The 19,824-nt window shown below is 58.1% G+C and carries 16 protein-coding genes; 11 read left to right on the forward strand and 5 right to left on the reverse strand.

Annotated features, from left to right (window positions below; translation table 11 throughout):
• Positions 1 to 119: 119 nt before the first annotated feature.
• Positions 120 to 656 (forward strand): GerMN domain-containing protein, encoded by a 537-nt coding sequence (locus tag ACHZBS_RS17370; protein ID WP_319407782.1) that lies wholly within the window; start codon positions 120 to 122, stop codon positions 654 to 656.
• Entirely contained in the window at positions 653 to 2,686 is a 2,034-nt protein-coding gene (gene fusA, locus ACHZBS_RS17375; RefSeq protein ID WP_319407783.1) for an elongation factor G, read from the forward strand. Before ACHZBS_RS17370 ends, fusA begins: the two co-directional genes overlap by 4 nt.
• A 138-nt stretch (positions 2,687 to 2,824) precedes the next feature.
• Here the strand turns inward: fusA and ACHZBS_RS17380 are convergent, their stop codons facing one another.
• The 3 genes from ACHZBS_RS17380 to ACHZBS_RS17390 all read right to left on the reverse strand — a co-directional run bounded on the left by ACHZBS_RS17380 (position 2,825) and on the right by ACHZBS_RS17390 (position 6,622).
• Complete coding sequence (locus ACHZBS_RS17380; protein WP_319407784.1) at positions 2,825 to 4,228, reverse strand: multiheme c-type cytochrome; 1,404 nt, start codon at positions 4,226 to 4,228, stop codon at positions 2,825 to 2,827.
• 52 nt (positions 4,229 to 4,280) lie between these two features.
• The gene (locus ACHZBS_RS17385; protein WP_319407785.1) at positions 4,281 to 4,844 is read right to left on the reverse strand and encodes a NapC/NirT family cytochrome c; all 564 of its coding nucleotides are present in this window, start codon (positions 4,842 to 4,844) and stop codon (positions 4,281 to 4,283) included.
• 299 nt (positions 4,845 to 5,143) lie between these two features.
• Positions 5,144 to 6,622: a M48 family metalloprotease gene (locus ACHZBS_RS17390; RefSeq protein WP_319407786.1), complete on the reverse strand. Its 1,479-nt coding sequence runs from the start codon at positions 6,620 to 6,622 to the stop codon at positions 5,144 to 5,146.
• Positions 6,623 to 6,676: 54 nt separating this feature from the next.
• On the opposite strand from ACHZBS_RS17390, the gene ACHZBS_RS17395 reads away from it, so the two are divergent.
• The 8 genes from ACHZBS_RS17395 to ACHZBS_RS17430 all read left to right on the forward strand — a co-directional run bounded on the left by ACHZBS_RS17395 (position 6,677) and on the right by ACHZBS_RS17430 (position 14,412).
• On the forward strand, positions 6,677 to 7,453 hold the full coding sequence (locus tag ACHZBS_RS17395; protein ID WP_319407787.1) for an AAA family ATPase: 777 nt from the start codon (positions 6,677 to 6,679) through the stop codon (positions 7,451 to 7,453).
• Between the two features lie 77 nt (positions 7,454 to 7,530).
• Positions 7,531 to 8,454 carry a ParB/RepB/Spo0J family partition protein gene (locus ACHZBS_RS17400; protein WP_319407788.1) on the forward strand — a complete coding sequence of 308 codons (924 nt, stop codon included), beginning with the start codon at positions 7,531 to 7,533 and terminating at the stop codon, positions 8,452 to 8,454.
• Between the two features lie 132 nt (positions 8,455 to 8,586).
• Positions 8,587 to 9,108, forward strand: coding sequence for an NYN domain-containing protein (locus ACHZBS_RS17405; protein WP_319407789.1), 522 nt, complete (start codon positions 8,587 to 8,589; stop codon positions 9,106 to 9,108).
• A 149-nt stretch (positions 9,109 to 9,257) separates the two neighbouring features.
• Positions 9,258 to 9,701 (forward strand): DUF3842 family protein, encoded by a 444-nt coding sequence (locus ACHZBS_RS17410; RefSeq protein ID WP_319407790.1) that lies wholly within the window; start codon positions 9,258 to 9,260, stop codon positions 9,699 to 9,701.
• Complete coding sequence (locus ACHZBS_RS17415) at positions 9,702 to 9,899, forward strand: hypothetical protein (protein ID WP_319407791.1); 198 nt, start codon at positions 9,702 to 9,704, stop codon at positions 9,897 to 9,899. It begins immediately after the preceding gene.
• Positions 9,892 to 10,086, forward strand: coding sequence for a CooT family nickel-binding protein (locus ACHZBS_RS17420; protein WP_319407792.1), 195 nt, complete (start codon positions 9,892 to 9,894; stop codon positions 10,084 to 10,086). The genes ACHZBS_RS17415 and ACHZBS_RS17420 overlap by 8 nt, the downstream gene beginning before the upstream one ends.
• Positions 10,087 to 10,105: 19 nt before the next feature.
• A complete protein-coding gene (gene ispH / locus ACHZBS_RS17425) occupies positions 10,106 to 11,839 on the forward strand; it encodes a 4-hydroxy-3-methylbut-2-enyl diphosphate reductase (RefSeq protein WP_319407793.1) in 1,734 nt (577 codons plus the stop codon).
• 107 nt (positions 11,840 to 11,946) lie between these two features.
• Entirely contained in the window at positions 11,947 to 14,412 is a 2,466-nt protein-coding gene (locus ACHZBS_RS17430) for a helix-turn-helix domain-containing protein (protein WP_319407794.1), read from the forward strand.
• 136 nt (positions 14,413 to 14,548) lie between these two features.
• Here the strand turns inward: ACHZBS_RS17430 and ACHZBS_RS17435 are convergent, their stop codons facing one another.
• Together ACHZBS_RS17435 and ACHZBS_RS17440 are read right to left on the reverse strand one after the other, a co-directional pair.
• A complete protein-coding gene (locus ACHZBS_RS17435; protein ID WP_319407795.1) occupies positions 14,549 to 16,714 on the reverse strand; it encodes a DEAD/DEAH box helicase in 2,166 nt (721 codons plus the stop codon).
• Positions 16,715 to 16,718: 4 nt separating this feature from the next.
• Positions 16,719 to 17,474, reverse strand: a complete 756-nt coding sequence (locus tag ACHZBS_RS17440; protein WP_319407796.1) for a carbon monoxide dehydrogenase accessory protein CooC — start codon at positions 17,472 to 17,474, stop codon at positions 16,719 to 16,721.
• A 359-nt stretch (positions 17,475 to 17,833) separates the two neighbouring features.
• Here ACHZBS_RS17440 and ACHZBS_RS17445 point away from each other — a divergent pair, with 359 nt between their 5' ends.
• Complete coding sequence (locus ACHZBS_RS17445; RefSeq protein WP_319407797.1) at positions 17,834 to 19,798, forward strand: peptidase U32 family protein; 1,965 nt, start codon at positions 17,834 to 17,836, stop codon at positions 19,796 to 19,798.
• Positions 19,799 to 19,824: the final 26 nt, after the last annotated feature.

A 19,824-nucleotide genomic window follows, 5' to 3' on the forward strand; every position in this document is an offset into this window, starting at 1 on the left:
ATACAGCCGTGTTGTTCTTGACATGTCCGGGTCCTTGGCATACATCAATCTTTTCGCCGGATCATGACAACGTTCTTTTTTCTTCGGTCGGATGACCAGACGCAACAGGACCCCCATTCATGAATGTGATCCACAGCCGCATAACCGCTCGGCGATGGGCGGGCTGGTTGGTGATTGCCGCACTGGTGGTTAATGCTGCCATAATGGTTTCCGATTCCGTTGCCGGAGAAGCGGATAAGCAGGAGGTTCATCTCTATTTCACCGATGCGAAGCGGCCATTTCTTGTTGCCGAAACGCGTGTGATGGTCAACCCCGGCGATCCGACGGCATTCAGCAGGCAGCTGATAGTGGAACTGATAAAGGGCTCCGTGCGTGGAAATCTGGCCACAATACCCAAAGGGACGCAGCTGAGATCCTTTTTTCTGCTTGAAGATGGGATGGCGGTGGTGGATTTTTCCACTCACTTCCGGGAAAATCACCCCGGGAGTTGCCGACTTGAGCAATTGACATTATTTTCTATAGTTAATTCTTTGATCCTTAACGTTCCAGAGGTTGACCGGGTAAAAATTCTCATTGACGGAGCAGAGGCACAGACGCTTGCAGGCCACTTGCCTCTTGAATTTCCTTTAACCGCAGACATGCTGCTGACACGATGAAGAAAACTGACAAACTCCACAATATTAGGAACATCGGAATCATCGCTCACATCGATGCCGGCAAGACAACGGTTACCGAACGGATCCTTTACTATACGGGGAGATCCCACAAAATAGGAGAGGTCCATGACGGTGAGGCCGTAATGGACTGGATGGTCGACGAGCAGGAGCGGGGCATTACCATTACCTCTGCAGTCACCACCTGCAAGTGGCATGATCGGGATATCCAGGTCATTGACACACCGGGTCATGTGGACTTTACCATTGAGGTGGAGCGTTCCCTGCGTGTGTTGGATGGGGCCGTCGGTGTCTTTTGCGCGGTAGGTGGTGTGGAGCCTCAGTCGGAGACGGTCTGGCGCCAGGCCGACCGTTACAAGGTGCCCAAGATTGCCTTCATCAATAAACTGGACCGTATCGGCGCCGATTTTTTTGGTACTGTCCAGATGATGCGCGACCGTCTCAAGGCCACGCCCCTGGTCCTCCAGATTCCGATGGGCGCTGAAGACAACTTCTCCGGTGTGGTTGATCTGATCCGCATGCAGCAGATCCGATGGGACGACGATACGCTTGGGGCCAGCTATAGTACCGGGGATATCGATGCGGATCTCAGGGAAGATGCGGAAATGTTCCGCGACCAGTTGCTGGAAACCCTTGCCGAGGTGGACGACGGGATCATGGAAGCCTATCTGGCCGAAACACCCATCGACACGGAGACGATTCTGGATGCTGTGCGAAGAGCCACCGTCGCGCTGAAGCTGGTGCCGGTGCTGTGTGGCAGTGCTTTGAAAAACAAAGGCATACAGCCGCTGTTAGATGCCATTGTTCAGTTCCTTCCCAGCCCGGCAGAGGTGCCGGCCATCAAGGGCGTTCATCCGGAAACCGGAGAAACCATCCTATGCCGCCCGGATGAAAAAGCGCCTCTGGCCGCCCTGATTTTCAAGGTCTCCATGATGGAAGGCCGAAAGTTATCCTATGTCCGGGTTTACAGCGGGAAGCTTTCCGCTGGCACCGACGTATACAATCCCAGCCGCAACAAGAAAGAGAAGCTGTCCCGCATTCTTATGATGCATGCCAATAAACGGGAGCGGATAGACACGGTGGGCCCGGGGGCCATCGTCGGAGTCGTGGGACTCAAGGACTCCTCCACCGGCGAAACCCTGTGTCAGCAGGAACATCCGGTGCTGCTGGAAAAAATGGATTTTTACGAACCGGTAATCTCCGTGGCCGTTGAACCCAAAACCCACAGCGATCAGGAGAAGCTCCAGCAGGTACTGGAAAAGTTTATGGCCGAAGACCCCACCTTGCGTGTCCGGGAAGACGAAGACACCGGCCAGACGATTCTTTCCGGCATGGGAGAACTGCACCTGGAGATCATCACCAGCCGCATGCAGCGAGAATTTAATACCCGGGTCAACGTGGGTAAACCCCAGGTTGTCTATCGGGAAACCATCGAATCCGCCGCTGCGGGGAGTGCGGTTTTCGATAAGGAGGTCGCCGGGAACCGCCATTTTGGCGAAGTTTCCCTGCGGCTGGAGCCGCTGCCTCGAGGTGAAGGCAAACGGTTCGAATCATCTCTGACCGAGGAAAAACTGGCACCCGGACTGGTAAAGGCGGTGGAAAAAGGGGTGATGGAATCTTTAGAGAGCGGCATTCTCATGGGATATCCGGTGGTGGACGTCAAAGCGGTGCTCACCGGCGCCGGATCACGGGAAACCAACGGCTCGGAACTGGCCTTTACCGTGGCCGCCTCCATGGCGGTGAGAGAGGCCCTTTCCCAGGGGAATTCATTTTTGCTGGATCCCATCATGGCCGTGGAAGTCCTCGTTCCCGAGGATTTCATGGGAGATGTGATCGGGGACCTGAACGCCAGAGGTGGAAAAATCGAATCCATCCAACCCAAGCTGGGAGTCCAGACCATCAAGGCGACAGTACCCCTTGCAAACATGTTCGGTTACTCCACCAACCTGCGCTCCGCCACCCAGGGTCGGGGTACTTTTTCCATGCAGTTTTCCCGGTTTGACCGGAACTGACCGGTGTGACTCCTGGCCGGGATTTAAACCGCGGCCACGGTTTTTCCCCGCTGCTTGATGCGGCTGGGAAAAGTCAAAAATAGAAAAGCCGTCCCTCAAAAAGGGGACGGCTTTTCAGGTACAGCAGGTTGATGGCCGTCACTGGGTCTTGCCGAAGATCTTAACCGGCCGGGTGGTGTCTCCGGTCGCGTTGGGGTAGTTGGGATAGATATAGGCTTTTTGTCCGGTTTCGATCAAGTGATTCGCTTCTTCCATGAAGGAGTTGAGGCGGGCTTTGCATTCGTAGAAGCCGTGCCACCAGGCGTAGTCCGGGGCCATCATCATGGTGCCCATGCGCGCTCGCCGGCCCTCATGGTGCCAGAGTTCGTAGAACTGAAGTTCCAGGTGCTCGTCGAAATATTTGGTTTTGTCCAGCAGGCCCTTGCCGTACAGGGTGTCCAGCGTCGCTTTGGCCGGCTTGAAGTACACCTCGTTATATTCCTCCACCGCCTTGTCGAAGCCCTGGTAGAAGTCTTCGATCCACGAATCGCCGTGGCAGGCGCGGCAGACATTCTTCATCTTCCCCCGCTCCACCTGCCAGTCGTTGCCGGCAGGGAACGGCTTGAAATCCGCCGGACGGATGGTCAGCGGGGCCTGGGTCTCCCAGGAAATTCTTTCGGTGACATCATGGGTGCCCATGACCTTGCCGGATCCGCTCATATGGCAGGCCGCGCAGGTGGGCGCCCGGTAGTCGGTACCCGGCGTCCAGGTGCCGGGGGATGCGTTGAAATTGAATTCGTCCCTAAAGGCGTTGTATAGCGTGCCGTGCTTGGACTCCTGGTATATTTCGATCTGAGGATGGTCTGGCCCCAGGTGGCAGGAATCGCAGGCTTCGGGTTTGCGGGCTTCGGCCACGGCGAAACGGTGGCGGGTGTGGCAGGAGGTGCACGACCCTTTGCTGCCGTCCAGGTTCAGCCGGCCCACGCCCACATTGGGCCAGGTGCTGGGATCCAGCTTGCCTTCGTTGTCGATGGCCACCACGGTGCCGTGGCAGTGGTAGCATCCGACCTTGCGCTCGTTGTCGGAGTTCATGCCCATGTTCAGCCAGGGGTCCAGCTTCCACACAATCTCGATGGTGTTGGCATGCTTGCTTTTGCTGTACTGGGTCACCTCGTCCGGATGGCACCGGGAACAATCTTTGGGGGTAACCACAGCGGCAATGGGGGCCTTGTACTTCTCCTGACCGTAGGGCAGGTCACTGCGGCTGTAAACCTTGTCGTGCCCCTTGGCCACATCCTGGTCCCCTGGCTGAGCCAGATGACAGTCCAGACAGGTGATGTTGGCGCTGGCGTGCCGGCTGCGTGCCCAGTCGTCGAATATGCCCGGATTGATGGCCTTGTGGCATTCGATGCAGGCCACCGCCTCGGGCGGGACGCTGCGCTCGATGCGGTACTCTTTGGCCTTGGCGAAGTTGGGTTGGGCCCAAGCCGTTGTAGAGGCTCCGACAACCACCAGACTGGCAGTCAGCAGGCCTGATAGGATGAACAGACAATGTCGCCGCATGGGTTTACTCCTTTCGGTTATAAGACCTGAAACGGTCGTTAACGCCGGGTAATTACAGGTCCCTCAGCCCTTTGGCCTGGTAGGGCAGCTTGCGGTATTGCTTGTACATGATGGTCACCTGGTCGTTGTGAACTAGGTCCCAGTGGCAATCCACGCACTTTTTTTCGTATCCCGGTCGGGGGTAGAGCACGGTGCGGTGGGCCAGCATGGCCCCGCGCTTGTCGGGCATGGCCAGCAGGTTGCGGTGGCATTTCTGGCACTGGGCATTGTCAAAGGACGCGTAGGCCGCCTGCCGGTTTTTCTGACGGTCGTATTCATCGATAGTGAAATGCTTGATCACATCTTTGAGGCCATGAACCGTCTTGGCGAAAAAGAAGTCGAAGGTCTTGTGGGGAGCGGGCAGGTGGCAGTCCATACAGTCGGCCACGAACCCCTGGGCGTTGTTCACATGGGTGGAAGACCGCCAGGCCACCACCGCCGGTTGGATCTCATGGCAGGATGCGCAGAAATCCGGCGTGGAGGTTCTTACCATGGTGTAGTAGGTCATGCTGAACAGGGGAAAGGCGATGACGATGCCGACACCAACCAGAACGGCCGCGATTATCCATTTTTTCATACCACTTCCTTTGGGTTAAGTGGATGCCACTCTTCCTGGACGAAGAATATCGATGAAGGAAGTCCCTGCTGCCGATAAACCGATGAACAGGCGCTAAGGGCTTGAAAGAAAATGAAAAAAAGTCGACAGCCGTTAGATTACGATAGATGAAGAAAAGATAAAAAAGGTAGAGTTTCTTAAACAGTTAATATGAATCATGAGGCCTGTCAACGCTTTTTCTGTTACGTCGTGGCATCGTCAGAAACGGCCAATAGCGCTGGGAAGGGGAACTGAATTGCATCGAAATCCATGGTCAGAAGTCACTCGACGCCTGGCTTTTTCTCTTTTTTGGGATCCATGGCTTTGAGTTGAAGCTCCACCCGTTGTTTCTGGGAGTCGTCGACGGCCAGCTTCAAGGCCCGGTTGAGGTGAAAACCGGCGTTTTTCAAGTCTCCCTTCTGTCGATAAAAGCGGCCTAGGTTATAGTGGGCGCTGAACATGTCCCCCAACCGACCGCTGCTTTCCCCCAAATAATAATAGGCCTGGGTAAAGTCCTCATTGTAGCGCACCACATTTTCAAAGGTATCTCTGGCCTCCGCAATTCGACCCAGTTCCATCTGGGTTCGGCCCAGATACAGTTTTCCCTCGGGATCTTTTTCGGAACTGCTGGCAGACAGGGCTTCCATGGCTTTTTCATACTGACCGTCATGGAAATAGATTTCGCCCAGATCCCGGAGCATCGAGGTGGCCAAGGCATTTCCCTCGATAGCCCGTTTCATATGCTCGGCCGCTTCGTGCCATTGATCAACCCGGGTCAATGCCAGCGCATATCCATAATGGGCGAGTGGGTTGTCCGGCGAGGCGTCAAGGGTTGACTTGAACCGGTTCAGGGCTGCTTTTTCATCGGTGTAGAGGGCCACCAAACGGGTGTGCGCCAGATCAAATCCGCCGACTTCACCACGCTTTTGGACCGTGTTCGACCGGTTCTGGTGCAGCCAGTTGTCGATGTAGCTCATGCGGGCCTCGGACGCCGGGTGGGTGGTCAGATAACTGGGGATCTGTTCGGACCCGTACCACTGCTTGCTGCGGATCTTCTTCAATGATGTCAGCAACCCCTCTCCGCTGTAGCCGGCCAGGGTCAAGTATTCCAGGCCCAGCTGATCCGCCTGCATTTCATCTTCACGACTGTAGGCCAGGGTGGCCGTCTGGCCGGCGGCTACCGATCCCACGGTTACGGCGCTGGCTGCAGCAGCTGCACCGCCGGCACCCAGCAACACCCCGGCCACCATGCCGGCCAGGGTGGCCATGCCGATCTTCTTGGAGCTTTCGATGCGATCGGAAATGTGGCGGCAGACCACGTGGGTAATTTCATGGCCGATAATGCCGGCCAGCTCCTCTTCGGAGTCCAGAGCGGCAAACAGGCCGCTGTTGAAGAATATGTGGCCCGCAGGGGTGGCAAAGGCGTTGTAGACATCTTCATGGAGTACATGAAACTGATACTCGAATGGCTGGGGTGGGACGACAGCCAGGATGCGTTTGCCCACCCGGTTGACATAATCAACGATAATCGGATCTTCGATAAGCGGGAACTGGGCCCTGACCACTGCCATAAACTCCTTGGAAAGCTCCCGTTCTTCCTGAATGGTGATACAATTCCCTTCGGGAACCATGACCACGATGGTGGAAATGAGAAATGCGGCCATCGTTGCAATGGCAAATATTTTATTTTTTATCGGCATGTTAGTGATTTTTCCCTTTTTAACGGCACCGGCTGTTTCCATTGCATCTTCGCTTACCATGGCACATTCTAATATACTTTTCAAACAGCATGTTTTGTGTTAAAGCTGTGCGCCATGGCACAGATCATATGCATCGCTAACCAGAAAGGCGGCGTGGGAAAGACCACAACGGCAGTCAACCTGTCGGCGGCGCTGGCCGTTTCTGAAAAACGGACACTGCTGGTGGACTGCGATCCCCAGGCCAATGCGACCACCGGTGTGGGGCTGGATAAATCCCAATTGGTAAAAACCCTCTATCATGGGATGATCGGAGATGCCGGAGCGGATGCGGTGATTGTCGACAGCCAGATCGAATCCCTCAAAGTCATGCCCTCTCGGGTGGAACTGATCGGCTTCGATGTGGAGATGATGGACCGGCCCCATCGGGAACATGCCCTGCGGCGCCTGCTGGCCTCCGTAACCGATGATTTCGATTACATTTTAATCGACTGTCCCCCGTCGTTGAGTCTCCTCACCGTAAACGCCATGACGGCTGCCGACGCCCTGCTTATTCCTCTTCAATGCGAGTTTTATGCGCTGGAGGGACTCAGCCAGCTGGTTCAGACCTTTCAACGGATAAAAGGCGGTTTGAACCCGGGACTCAAAATTGCCGGTATTCTGCTGACCATGTTTGACCGCCGCACCAATTTGAGTCATCAGGTGGCCGAGGATGCGGAAAATCATTTTAAGAATCTGGTGTTCAAGACAACGATTCCCCGTAATGTCCGTCTGGGCGAAGCACCCAGTTTCGGACAGCCCATATTGCTTTACGATGCCATGTCTCCAGGGGCTGTCAGCTATTTTGCCCTCGCCATGGAGATCATGGCCGCCAATCATGCCGGCCGCGCCTGACAGGCTTTCCGGTAACGCTGAGTCGCCGGGACCATTGCCGTTGGTCCGGGCCAGCCATACACAATTCAGGACACCGCATGCCAGAAAAAACAAAGCAAAGCACCGTCGGTTCAGGCGCTAAGAAGAAACGGAAAATGGCCTTGGGCAGGGGGCTCGATGCGCTGATTCCGAATCTGGGTACGGTGGAAGGCATTTCCGGGTCATCATCACCGTCGCGAAAAGATTATTTTCTATGTGAAATCGACATGATTCGGCCGAATCACTATCAGCCGCGCCGTCATTTTGCAATGGATGAACTGGAAGAACTGGCTGACTCCATCCGCAGCCAGGGCATCATCCAACCCCTGCTGGTGCGTGCCGACGATGTGGGCTACGAACTGGTGGCCGGTGAACGGCGTCTTCGGGCGGCATCGCTTGCCGGACTTAATCGGGTGCCGGTGGTGGTAAAGGATGTCTCCGATGCCGAGATGCTTGAAATTTCCATCGTAGAGAACATCCAACGGGAAAACCTCAACCCCATGGAGGAGGCTGAGGCCTACCATCGGCTGATCACCGAATTTGACCTGACCCAGGATAAGGCCGCCGAGCGGGTGGGGAAAAGCCGCAGCGCCGTGGCCAACTTCCTGCGGCTGCGCCAACTTCCCGACCCGATCAAGGACAGCATCATGGACGGTGCATTGAGCATGGGGCACGCCCGGGCACTCCTGGGGGCCGACACCCCGTCCAAACAGCAGGCCGCCTGGCGGGAGGTGGTGGCTAAAAAACTGTCGGTGCGCGACACAGAAGCCTTGATTAAACGGATCAATGCGGAAAAGAAGCCGGGCCGCACCCCGGAATTAACTGCCGATCAGCGCTATTTCAAGGATATCTCCGAAGATCTGTCCCGCCATTTCGGCACCCGGGTCCGTATTCAGCGCAAGGGAAAGAAGGGGCGGGTAGAAATCGATTTTTTCAGTGACGACGACCTGGACCGGCTGCTGGGTTTGCTCCGGACAAGTTAGCTCCCATGGGTGTTCTCACGCGCCATGCAAACATCCTCGATGATTGAACCCACGCCTCGGCGTGGATTCGTTTTTTATGGGGCGGACTTGTTAATTCTATCGGCTTTGGGTAGATAAATCCGTACAGGTATCATGGCTATTCACATCATCATTGACGGTTACAACCTGATCCGCCAATCTCCGGAACTGGGCGGCCTGGATATACAGGACCTGCAGCTGGGCCGCGATGCCCTGGTGGACATGCTGGCGGCTTACAAAAAAGTGAAACCTCATAAAATCACGGTGGTCTTCGACGGCACCGCCGAGCCCGTCCTTTACGGTTCCCGGGATCGGGCCAAGGGCATTGCCATACGCTATTCGCAGGGGGGGGAGAGCGCTGATGATGTGATTCGGCGGATGGCCCGCCGGGAAAAGGCCAAAGCCCTGGTGGTCAGCAGCGACCGGGAAGTCATGACCGCTGCCGAGTCGGCCGGTGCCACGGTATTGGATTCAGCTGCCTTTGAGGAAAAGATTGCCATGGCCCGGTACCTGGCGGTAAAAGGCGGTGAAGAGACCGTTTTCTCCGGATGGGCGCCTACTACGCGAAAAAAAGGGCCCAGCCGGCGGCTGCCCAAGCGTAAGCGCAAGGCGCGGGCGCGAATGGAAAAACTTTAAAATTCAAAACCGTGTTTTGGAACAGCGTTACCGGTCGTCCCCATATTTGCACGGGGCTTCCTGCTTCCGATCTTGCCAGAATTACTAATTTGGATCCTATTTGAACGTCCTTCGGGATACATGGTGAATAAAATCGTTGAGGATTTGTAATGATTAAAACGTATTCACGAAAATCGGTCTGCGTCATCGACGGTCAGGGCGGCGGCATCGGCAGCACCATCATCAAGAAAATTAAAGACCACTTCGGCGAATCCGTGGAGATTATCGCCCTGGGGACCAATGCCATCGCCACCGCCCAGATGCTCAAGGCCAGGGCGAACCGGGGGGCCTCGGGGGAAAACGCGATCGTGCAGACAGTCGCCCGGGCGGACGTGGTGGTCGGCACGCTGGGCATCATGCTTGCTCACGCCATGATGGGTGAGGTGACCCCGAAAATGGCCGAGGCCGTTTCCGGCTGCGCGGCCACCAAGCTTATTCTGCCCCTATCCCAGGAAAATGTCGATTTGATCGGGGTGTCGGAGGATCCACTGCCCCACTTGGTGGAGACATTGGTGATCGATCACCTGAAACCGCTCATTCATGCCTGTCCATAAATGGCATCCGGGAGCCCGTATCAGCGTTCCGGCGGCCTTGAAATCCTCAACCCGGCGCTGCTTCTCTATGTCTGCGGTTTTAAGAATCCTGCGGCCTTGATCCGGGCCTCGATGACCCTTTTTGGGGTGGGAACTATAGTCAGGCGGCTCTATTTTTCTGCGGGGACCGCTTATGGAAAGGAGGATATCCATGTGTGAAGCCAACGCTTACCTGCTTGGTGATGGAGGTGAAACGCTGATTATGGAATCGGTGGACGAGGTGTCCCCGGAAGGAGATGGCCTGAAGCTGGTCAATATCTTCGGTGAGCAGAAATTTATCCGGGCCGCCGTCCATTCCCTCTCCCTGGTGGACCACAAGGTGTTTCTCAAGGAACTGGACCGCTGACGGTAACGCCGGATTAAAGATGAAGATCGAGATCGCCAAGACCGCCGGTTTCTGCATGGGTGTGAGGCGGGCCGTGGAACTGGCCCTGGATGCCCCGGGCAGACACGCCGCGCCCATCTACACCTATGGCCCCCTGATCCACAATCCCCAGGTGCTCGCCCTGTTTGCGGAAAAGGGCATCACGGTCCTGAACACGATTCCGGAACGGGGATCCGGCACGGTTTTGATTCGGGCCCATGGGGTGCCCCCCGAAGATAAACAGCAGCTCAAGGATGCCGGATTTCGGGTGGTGGACGCAACCTGTCCGCGCGTCATCCGGGTGCAGACCATCATCCGCGTGCATGCCCGCAAGGGTTTTGCCACTATAATTGTCGGCGACCGCGACCACCCTGAGGTGGTGGGTTTGGTGGGATATGCCGGTGATTCGGGCGTCGTGGTCAGTTCCATGGAAGAACTCGACGCCCTGCCTGCCTTCGATCAGGCTATCATCGTGGCCCAGACCACCCAGAACATGCGTTTTTACGATCAGGTGAAGGCATGGGCAGCCGCGAGATTTCCCCATTACAAGACCTTCGATACGATCTGCGATTCAACGGAGAAACGCCAGGCGGAGGTCAAGGAGCTGGCCGATCGCGTGGATTCCGTTATCGTTGTGGGGGGCAGGCAGAGCGGCAACACCCAACGGCTGGCCCAGATTGCCGCCGAAAGTGGGAAACCGGCCTATCACGTGGAAACCGAAGCCGAACTGGACGCCTGCTGCCTGGATCACGTCGGCCGGGTGGGGATCACCGCCGGCGCGTCTACGCCCAACTGGATCATCAAACGGGTCTACCGGGAACTGGAGCGGCTGCCGGCCAGAAAACAGGCTGGTGTCGTCAGGTTGTTTTACCGCCTGATTCAAACCTCGCTGCTGACCAATGTCTATGTGGCCGTGGGAGCCGGATGCCTCTGCTTTGCCTGTACCCGGCTGTTGGGGATCGCTCCCGCCGGCGCCCCGGTGGCGGTGGCCATGCTTTATGTGCTTTCCATGCACTTGCTCAATCACCTTACCGGCATGGCTGAAGACCAATACAACGATCCGGAACGGGCCCGGTTTTACGAGCGCTACCGTTTCCTGTTATCGCTCCTGGCCATTGCCGCCGGCGGCTTTGGGATCATTTCCGCATCGGCCATGGGGGGCGTCGCCTTTGCGATGCTGCTGGTGATGAGCCTGCTGGGTCTCTCCTACAATCTTTATCTGATACCCAAGCGCTTCGGGATGAGATTTCGACGGCTCAAGGATATTCCCGGTTCCAAAACGTTCCTGATCGCCGCCGCCTGGGGGGTGGTGGTGGCATTGCTGCCCGGCATCACCCGTAAAGGGACGTTTACCTTCTCCGTATTAGTGGTGTTCGCCTGGGCATCCGCCCTGGTGTTTGCCCGTACCGCGTTTTTCGACCTGTTGGACGTTCAGGGCGACCGGATCATGGGCAAGGAAACCCTGCCCATCCTGTTGGGAGACCGCAAGACCTTCGTCCTGTTGAAAGGGATTCTGGCCGGTTGCATGGTTCTGTCCGCCGTTCTGGCGGCCGTTGGGTTGGTTTCCGGACTCGGTTTTCTCCTGTCCCTTTGTCCCGCAGCCATGCTGATGTTGATCGGTGCGTACGAAAAGGGACATATGCTGCCCGGTATGCGTCTGGAGTTTCTGGTGGAGAGCCTGTTTCTGCTGTCCGGGGTCATTACGCTTTTATGGATGGCTGCGAAGGTGCCCTGACAGGTAAACCGAACCGGTAGGCAGCTTAAGGGCGTTGACGGATTCACCGACGCGGTTGCAGATCATCGGCCAAAATGCCAACTGTCCAGTGAAGGCAGGATATCGCAATGACCACCGCAAACCCCGAACTGCAGCTCGCCGGTGAATTTGTCCGGGACACCGGCTGTCATATCTTCCTGACCGGCAAAGCCGGAACCGGCAAGACGACCTTTCTGCAAAGCCTCAAAAAAAACAGCCTCAAGCGTCTGGCGGTCACTGCGCCAACCGGCGTTGCCGCCATCAACGCCGGCGGCGTTACCCTGCACTCGTTTTTTCAGCTTCCCTTCGGGCCGTTTGTGCCGGGCAGTGAAACCAACCGCTCCCAGTATCGGTTCAGCAATGACAAGATCGGCATCATCAAGAGCCTCGACCTGCTGATCATCGATGAGATCAGCATGGTGCGGGCCGATCTGCTGGATGGGGTGGACAGCGTCCTGCGCCGCTTTCGGCGCAACGACCGGCCTTTCGGCGGAGTGCAGCTGCTGATGATCGGCGATCTCTTCCAATTGCCGCCGGTGGTCAGGGAAGACGATTGGCGGTTGCTCAACCCGTACTATGCCTCCCCCTATTTTTTCAACAGCAAGGCCCTGGGCCGGGCCGACATGGTGACCATTGAGCTGCAGCATATTTATCGCCAGACGGACAGCCGTTTCATCAAGCTGCTCAACCGGGTTCGCAACAACCGGCTGGACCCTGCCGTTCTCCGGGAGCTCAATGCCCGCTATCTGCCTGATTTTGTCCCTGACGTAGCCGACGGGTATATCACGCTCAGCACCCATAATCGCAGCGCCGACAGCATCAATGCTTCCAGGCTGGGGGCGCTGCCGAAAAAGGTCCACCGCTTCGAAGCCGACGTCACCGGCGACTTTCCCGAGCATACCTACCCGACCGCCGCCATTCTCAAGCTGAAGGCGGGGGCCCAGGTGATGTTCGTGCGCAACGACCTCTCGCCTGAACGACGCTACTTCAACGGAAAAATCGGCACGATTTCGCGTATCAGCGGCAGTGACATTCGCATCCAGTGCCCCGAGGATGCCGAGGAGATCGTGGTCGAACCGGCCACTTGGGAGAACATCGACTATACGCTTGACCAAAAGACGATGGAAATTACTGAAAAAACGGTCGGCACATTCAGGCAATATCCCCTCCGGCTGGCCTGGGCCATCACCATCCACAAGAGTCAGGGCCTCACCTTCGACAAGGCTATTATCGACGCCCAGGCCGCTTTTGCCTATGGGCAGGTCTATGTGGCCTTGAGCCGCTGCCGGACGCTTGATGGTATGGTGCTCTCCCGCCCGCTCAGGTCAACGGCGATCAAAACCGATCCCGCCGTGTGCCGTTTCATCGACCAGTCAACGCATCAGCGTCCTTCCGCGGATCAACTTGAGGCAGCCAAAATTCATTACCAGCAGCAGTTGCTGATGGAATGCTTCGATTTTCAGCGTCTGCGTGCGCTGCTGGGCCGGTTGGCCGGATTGGTGCTGGGCAATCCCGGGGTGGTCCGGATCTCCGGCGTGGACGACATACGCGGGGTGCTGGAAAAGACCGAGGACCAAATATGTACTGTCGGCGACAACTTTCAACGGCAGTTGCAGGGGCGCTTCCCGGTCTCCTCCCTTCCGGCGAATGATGCTGGCGTGGTCGATCGGATCACAAAGGCAGCGGTCTATTTTCATGAAAAAATCGCTGCGGGCCCCGTCCCATGCATTGCCGACCTGCAAGTGGATACGGATAATACGGCGCTTAAAAAAAAGATAACCCAGGTGCTTAAATTCCTGCGGGAAGAGATCGATGTCAAGCTGGCCGCCGTGCAATCCTGTGAGCGGGGGTTTTCGGCCTCGCTTTACTTTAGGGCCATATCGGCAGCTGCCATCGACACCGGGAAGGAAAATGAGAAGGGTACTGCGTTAACCTATTCCGAGGCTGATATCTCCCACCCCGCGCTGTTTCAGATCCTTAAAGACTGGCGCGCGCGCAAGGCGGAGGAGGAAGGGATTGCCCATTACCGGGTCCTGCATCAGAAGACGTTGATCCAGATTGCCGTCAACCTGCCCGACACCCTGCCGGCCCTGAAAGGAACCAAAGGGGTCGGAAAACGGCTGGCGGAAAGGTACGGAGAGGAGCTGGTTGCCCTGGTTGGCCGATACCGCCGCCAGCACCAAATCGAAACGGTACCCCTCCCCGCAACCACGCCGGCCGGGCCGCCACCCAAGAAACCCAAAACGGCGCGGATCGATACCAAAAAGGTCAGTCTCGAGCTGTTCGAGAAAGGGCTGACGCTTGCGGATATTGCTGAAAAGCGGGGTTTGGTGCTTGCCACTATCGAAAGCCATATGGCCTATTGGGTGGCGGCGGGAAAGGTTGAGATTGATTTGCTGCTTTCACCCGAGAAACGGGAGGCTATCGAACGGCAACTGTCAAGGATGCAAGGAAAACCCTTTGGCGAAATCAAGCAGGTCCTGGGCACCGACGTCTCCTACGGCGAAATCAAGTTGGTGAAGGCACACCTCCAGGGGCGGGCGGGTGATAATTGAGTACATTTGTGGGTGTATCAGGAACCTCCGCGGCTCGTCCCCCGGAGCGTTGGGTTGGGTGCTTCGTTTGCAAGGCTTGCCAGTTTTGGCTATAAAAACTGTAAATTCAGATATATAAAATCTTCTGACCCCAAGGCTACAGGTCCTCTTCACCCTCATCCGTTCCTTCCACCACCGGCTCTTTCATGATCAGGCCGATGGCTTCGCGGGCCGTGGCAGCGGCTTCGGGAAACACATCCACCAGATTGGCGGCATGGCGCAGGTTGTCGGCGGTGCGCATCATCAGCATGGCCAGGTTGCCTTCGGCCATCCCGTATTCCTTGATGACATTTTCCCATGGATATCCAGAGGCCCAGGCATGGGTCATGGCGGCGGGCCGCAGGTAGAACTGGCGCACGTCGAATCCCCGGGACTGCATATGACGCGCGAATCCGGTCAGTTTTTTCTGGATACGGGTGACCGTTTTCTTGAGACGGTTGGGTACCAGGCGCCCCTCCATGCGGTCATCGGTTTCCCTTTCGTTGACCATGCAGGCAAACACCCCGGCCATCTGGGCTGCGTCCCCGTCCGGCAGCAGCCCCTGGCGCAGGCATTCGGCAACGATCAGCGGTTGGTCCACTCGCAGTTGTGACGCCCAGAGACCGTCGTCGGTGAGCCGGTCGTCACTGTTCACAAATCCGGTCTCTTTGAGGAAATCCAGGTGCCGGAGAAAATCTTCCCACAAGACCTCGTGAACATCTGCCATGCGGCTTTTCTGGCGGCTGTCCTCGGCTTTGGTGATGAGAAGCCAGGTGGCGAAGGATCGCTTGAGCAGTTCTTCGATCTGGGCCGGGGTGTGGGAAAGCAGCAGGTTGAGAACCATGGAGAAGTTGATGCGGATGCGGCTGACCACCTTTCCCGGCCGGGAAGCGAGCAGGCGGGCCACCAGCCGCAGATCCATGTAGCGGCCGGGCACGGCCAGGCCGAAGCCGATCTTGTCCATACCCCGGCGGCCGGCCCTGCCGGTCATCTGGTGAAGCTGGGTGGCGTCCAGGGGGATGAATTCGGTGCCGTTGAACCGGTCCGAGTTGAAGAACACCATAGTTCGGGCCGGAAAATTGACCCCGGCGGCGACGGTGGAGGTGGCGAAGACGGCGGTTAGCAGGCCCTCGCTCATCAGGCGTTCGATCACCAGCTTCCATCCGGGAAGATGACCGCTGTGGTGGGCGCCTACGCCGGCTTGCTCCAGGTGAATGCGCTGGCGATGCTGAGCCAGATGCGGCGAGCTTTCGGTGAGGGTCCGAACCCGGTTGGCAATCTGCGCCTTCCTTTCGTCGGTCAGGGGGACGGCCCCATGACACAAATTCAGGGCGGCGTCGCAGTCGCTGCGGGATTTTAAAAAGAAGATGGCCGGCAGCAGGTCATAGGTTTTAAGCACCCTGAGAATGTCGCCGAAAGGGGGAAGACCTCCGCGCCGGGGCGGTTCCGGCTGCTTTTTATCGCCGATGAGACTTTCAACCCTCTTATGAAGTTTCCTGGCCCCCCGTCCGCCCTTGACGGTCAGGGGCAGCAAGGTGCCCGACGGGTGCAGCACCATTGGATAGAGCGGGACGGGCCGCTGGGTTTCGGCCACCACCCGGCAGGGACGGCCGCGAATGGTCGTCAGCCAGTCGGCGATGGCGTCCGCATTGCCCACTGTTGCCGACAGCATGAGCAGAGGGATGCGCGGAGGCAGATAGATCATGGTTTCTTCCCAGACCACGCCGCGCTCCTCGTCCCCCAGAAAATGGGCTTCGTCGAGCACCACCAGGTCCGTGTTCAGCGAGATGCCCTGGTGCATGGCATCGTAAAGCTGGTTCCTCAGGATTTCGGTGGTGCCGACGATAATGGGTGCATCGGGGTTCTCTTTGCGGTCTCCGGTGAGGATGCCCAAATTTTCAGGGCCGAAGATCTCGGAGAATTCGATAAGTTTTGAGTTGGTGAGGGCCTTGAGCGGCGAGGCGTACCATGCCCGCCCGCCCCGTTCGAATGTGCGCCGGATGGTCTGGACGGCGATCCAGGTTTTGCCGGCGCCGGTGGGCGCGGTCACCAGACAGTCCGACTCGGCCATGACCGCCACGGCCTCGGTCTGGAACCGGTCCGGCTTGAAGGGCTTGTCCCTCGGAATGCCGATGCCGGAAAAGACGGCTTTGAGTTGGGGGTCGGCGCCCGGGGAGATCCGCATCCGGCGGTCCGCCCGGCGGTCCGGACGATTGCCCGTTGGCTTTCGTTTTGACGGGTATCGTCGGCGCCCCTGGGGGGCGCCCTTGGCGGGTTTGTTCATCAGGCTACAGCTTGTCGATGATACCGGCCACGACCTGCCTGGCCGTGGTGGCGGTGTCATAGGGAGCGGCGCCGGAAAGATCGGCTTCGATGAGCGTGTCATCGTAGGGCAGAAACCCCAGAAATTCAAAGTCGGGCAGGTGCTTCCGTAAAAATTCTTCATCCTTGGGGCTGCGAATCTTGTTGCCCACCACGGCGACGTGGTCCAGCCGGATTTCGGCGGCCAGACGGCGGATGTGCTCGGCCGTGTCGATGCTGCGGCGACCCGGCTCCACCACCACGATCAATTTGTCCACGGCCTGGGCCGTGGCCCGGCCCAGGTGCTCGATGCCCGCTTCCATGTCCATGATCACCACTTCGTTTCGTCCCAGCACCACATGGGTTACCAGGGCCTTCAGCAGCGTTGACTCCGGGCACAGGCAACCCGACCCGCCCTTTTTTACGCTGCCCAGGCGCATGAGTTTGATGTTGTCCAGCCGGACGGAAAGGGTGTCGGGGATGTCGTCCACCTTGGGGTTGAGCTTGAAGAACCCGCCGATGGTGCCCGGCTGGGCGCCGGTGCGTTCGTAGATCAGGTCTTTCATTTCGGCGATGGGGGTGACCTTGTCGGCGTCGGCAATGCCCAGTGCCGCCGCCAGGTTGGCGTCCGGGTCTGCATCGATGGCCAGGACCTTTGTGCCCCGGTCGCTCAGCGTCCGTGCCAGAAGAGAAGCAAATGTCGTTTTGCCCACGCCACCTTTGCCGCTGACTGCCAGTTTCATGTATCCGTCCTTTCGTTCACCCGCAGGTGCTTTCTCGGTTGCCCAACATGGCGGATAATATAAGACAGGTTAGCTGATCAGCAAGGGGCCACCGTGTCAGGGAAAAGATGCTACAGGGTGTCAGCTCAAGGTACAATGGTAAAAGATGGCCCGCTCTGCTCACAGGCCAGAGCTTGACCGGTTTCAGTATTGAAGCTATACGCTACTACATATCCAGCGGGTTCTTCACGATGGCCATCTGATCCCTGACCCTGGATGCAGTGGCGGCGATGAAGCGGATGTTTCGAAATTCGGAGCATGCTTGATGCCGGTTCCGAAACCTTATAGCAATCCAGAGCCACAGATAGTATACAGAGAATATGAACACAGATCACCAACCAGCCATTCTGGCCCCGGCGGGAAACCGCGCCGCTTTTCTGGCGGCCCTGGCCGCCGGTGCCGACGCGGTCTACTGCGGCCTCAAAAGCCTGTCGGCACGCATGGAGGCCAAGAATTTTTCCCTCGATGAACTGGCCCAGCTGGTCCGGTTGGCCCATGACCGGGAGGTGAAGGTATACGTGACCGTCAACGCCCTGCTCAAGCCGGACGAACTGGATCGGGCCGGCCAGTTGATTGACAGTCTGCAGCGCCATGTACATCCCGATGCCCTTATCGTCCAGGACCTGGGTGTTGTCGCCCTGGCCCGCCAGGCCGGTTTCGACGGCGAAATTCATCTATCCACCCTGGCCAACGTCAGCTTCCCCAAAGCCCTGGGGTTTGTTGCCCGAACCCTGGCGGTCGACCGGGTGGTGGTTCCCAGGGAACTGTCCATCGATGAGATCAGGGCGATGGCCGGTGCCTGCCCCAAAACCCTTGACCTGGAGACCTTCATTCACGGGGCCCTTTGCTACGGGGTGTCCGGCCGCTGCTACTGGAGCAGTTACATGGGCGGTAAAAGCGGGTTGCGCGGCCGTTGTGTGCAGCCCTGCCGCCGCCACTACCGGCAGGGGGGAAAGGTTGCGCGCGCCTTCTCATGCCAGGATTTTTCCGTGGACGTGCTGGTCAAGATTCTGGGGCAGGTGAAAAAAGTGCTTGCCTGGAAGATCGAGGGCCGCAAAAAGGGGCCGCACTATGTCTATTACACCGTGACCGCCTACCGGATGCTGCGGGACCAGGGCAATGACGCCAAGGTTAAGCGCAACGCGCTGGACCTGCTGGCCCAGAGCCTGGGACGGGAGGCCACCCACTACCAGTTTTTGCCCCAGCGGCCGCAAAAGCCCATCGATACCCGGCGCCAGACCGCCTCGGGCCTGTTCATGGGCAAGGTGCAGGGGCCGCCCAAAAACCCCTGGGTGGTGGTACGGCAGGCCCTGCTGCCCGGAGACGTGTTGCGGGTGGGGTACGAGGACGAAGCCGGCCACACCATCTGCCGGGTGACCCGCTCTGTTCCCAAAAAGGGGCGCTACCCGCTGAACCTCGGAGGGAAAAAAGCACCGACACCCGGTGCGCCGGTATTTCTCACCGACCGTCGGGAAAAGGCCCTGGAAGAGATGATGGCCGACGTGGAGGCGTCAGCCGGGCCGCTGGCACCGGTAGATTCTTCCTGTTTCAGCGCGGTGCTGCCCGAACCCCTGGAAAAAACCCGCCGTCCTGTTGACGTGCATGTGAGCCGGACGCCGTCCCGGGCGTCGGATCGCAACATCGCGGGCATCTGGCTCTCGGAAACGGCAGCGGCGAACATCGGCAAATCGGCGGGCACCGGTCTGTGGATCTGGCTGCCGCCGGTGATCTGGCCGGACGATGAGGAACGGGTGACCGGCCTGCTGAGACAGTGCCTTGAAAACGGGGCGCGCCAGTTTGTAATCAACGCTCCCTGGCAGATGGCGCTGTTCAACCGGCCCGAGGGCCTGAGCCTGTGGGCGGGGCCATTCTGCAATGCGGCCAATGCCCTCTGCCTGGAAACGCTCAAGACCATGGGGTTTAGCGGATCCTTCGTCAGCCCGGAACTGGGAGAGGCAGACATCCTCACCCTGTGCCGTCAGAGCCCGCTGCCCCTGGGAATCGTCCTTTCCGGTCACTGGCCCTTGTGCATCTCCCGTACCCTTGCCGACGACATGCGGCTGCGGCAGCCCTTCGACAGCCCCCGGGGTGAGCAGGCCTGGGTGGATCAGCACGGTCCGGACTACTGGACCTTTCCCAACTGGCGGCTGGACATCACCGAAAAACGAACGATCCTCCAGCAAGCCGGCATCCAGATGTTCGCCCACCTGGAGGAACCGGTGCCGCCGGCGGTAACCCTTAAAAACCGTCCCGGGCTCTGGAACTGGAAGATCGGGCTGCAATAATCAGAGGACCGAAGACCGACATCTTA

It is taken from the genome of uncultured Desulfosarcina sp. (assembly GCF_963664155.2).
Lineage (GTDB): Bacteria > Desulfobacterota > Desulfobacteria > Desulfobacterales > Desulfosarcinaceae > Desulfosarcina.